Source organism: Streptomyces sp. NPDC021749 (assembly GCF_040640655.1).
Taxonomy (GTDB): Bacteria; Actinomycetota; Actinomycetes; order Streptomycetales; family Streptomycetaceae; genus Streptomyces.
In genome coordinates this window covers 1-1,495 of sequence record NZ_JBFACE010000101.1, presented here as the reverse complement: position 1 = coordinate 1,495, position 1,495 = coordinate 1, and the positions used below count along the sequence as shown (strand labels likewise).

Sequence of the window (1,495 nt, the reverse complement as noted above, 5' to 3'; positions counted from 1 at the left end):
CCGCCCCTCGATCGTGCGACACCGCCGCAGGTAGTGACAACGGCGGGGCAGCCTCCCAAGGTGATCACCGAGTTTGCCGCCGCGCAGTGGGACCTCGAACTGGACGATCTCTTCCTGACGATCGGGCACCGCTTCGGCCGAGTCGAGCTCCGCCGCCGCATGCGTGACTATGTACGCGGGCTACTCGCCCCGGTGGCCCGCAAGAACAGCTGGCAGCTGGCCGAACAGGCCGGCCACCGCACGCCCGACGGCCTGCAGCACCTGCTCGCCGGAGCGAAGTGGGAGCCCGATGACATCCGCGACGACCTGCAGGAATACGTCTCCGACAAGCTCGGCGAGCCCGGCGGCGTCCTGATCGTCGATGACACCGGGTTCATCAAGAAGGGCACCATCTCGGCCGGGGTCCAGCGCCAGTACTCCGGAACCGCCGGCCGGACCGAGAACTGCCAGATCGGCGTCTTCGCCGCCTACGCCTCCACGCGCGGCCGGGCCCTGGTCGACCGCGAGCTCTACCTCCCGAAGTCCTGGACCGAGGACCCAGAACGCTGCCGCACCGCAAGGGTCCCCGACGAGCGGGAGTTCGCCACCAAGGGCCAGCTGGCCCGGCACATGGTGCTGCGGGCCCTCGCCTCACCGCTGCCCATCACCTGGGTCACCGCGGATTCCGCCTATGGGCAGGACAACCGATTCCGCCGGATGCTGGAGCAGTCGGGCGTCGGCTACGTGCTGGCTGTCCCCAAGTCCCAGTTCAGCGTGGGCTGTTCACGGATCGAGGGCCTGTTCGCGCAGGCCCCGAACGAAGCGTGGGAGAAGATCTCATGCGGCGACGGCGCGAAGGGGCCCCGCATCTACCACTGGGCCGCGGTGCGGCTGCCGGCCGTCGCCGAGTTCGACTATCAGGGCGAGGTCCCTCACCGGATGCGGTGGGCACTGGCACGGCGCAGCATCAGCAAGCCCGACGAGATCGCCTACTACCTCGCCTACGCACCTCTTCAGGTCAGCGTCCAGGAACTGGTGCGGGTCGCCGGGGCACGCTGGGCGATCGAGGAATGCTTCCAGGCCGCGAAGAACGAATGCGGCCTGGACCAATACGAAGTCCGCCGCTACGTGGGCTGGTATCGGCACATCACTCTGGCCATGCTCGCGCACGCCTTCCTGGCCGCCACGGCACACCAGGCCCGGGAAAAGGGGGCGGAACGGGTGGGACGGCCGGGGCCATCGGGCTCACAGTGGCGGAGGTTCGGCGACTCCTGGCAGCTTGTCGTGCCCGGCCCCCGCACCTGCGCGGACACCGAGGACGACGCCACGCGCTGAGCTGGTCGAACTGGCGCCGCCGACGCCAAGCAGTGGCCCGCCGTTGTCACTACCTGCGGCGTTGTCGCACGATCGAGGGGCGGTCTCCGTGAGACCGCCCCCGCACGATCGAAGTCCCGCTACACTCCCGCCACCCGGCGAAAAGACCAGGTCATACAGCGAAATCCTGCTGGAGTACTAG

The 1,495-nt window shown here is 68.9% G+C and carries 1 protein-coding gene; it reads left to right on the top strand.

The window, feature by feature from the left end:
- Nucleotides 1–99: 99 nt before the first annotated feature.
- On the top strand, nucleotides 100–1,314 hold the full coding sequence (locus AB0G35_RS37210) for an IS701 family transposase (protein ID WP_360959215.1): 1,215 nt from the start codon (nucleotides 100–102) through the stop codon (nucleotides 1,312–1,314).
- The last annotated feature ends 181 nt before the right edge of the window (nucleotides 1,315–1,495 follow it).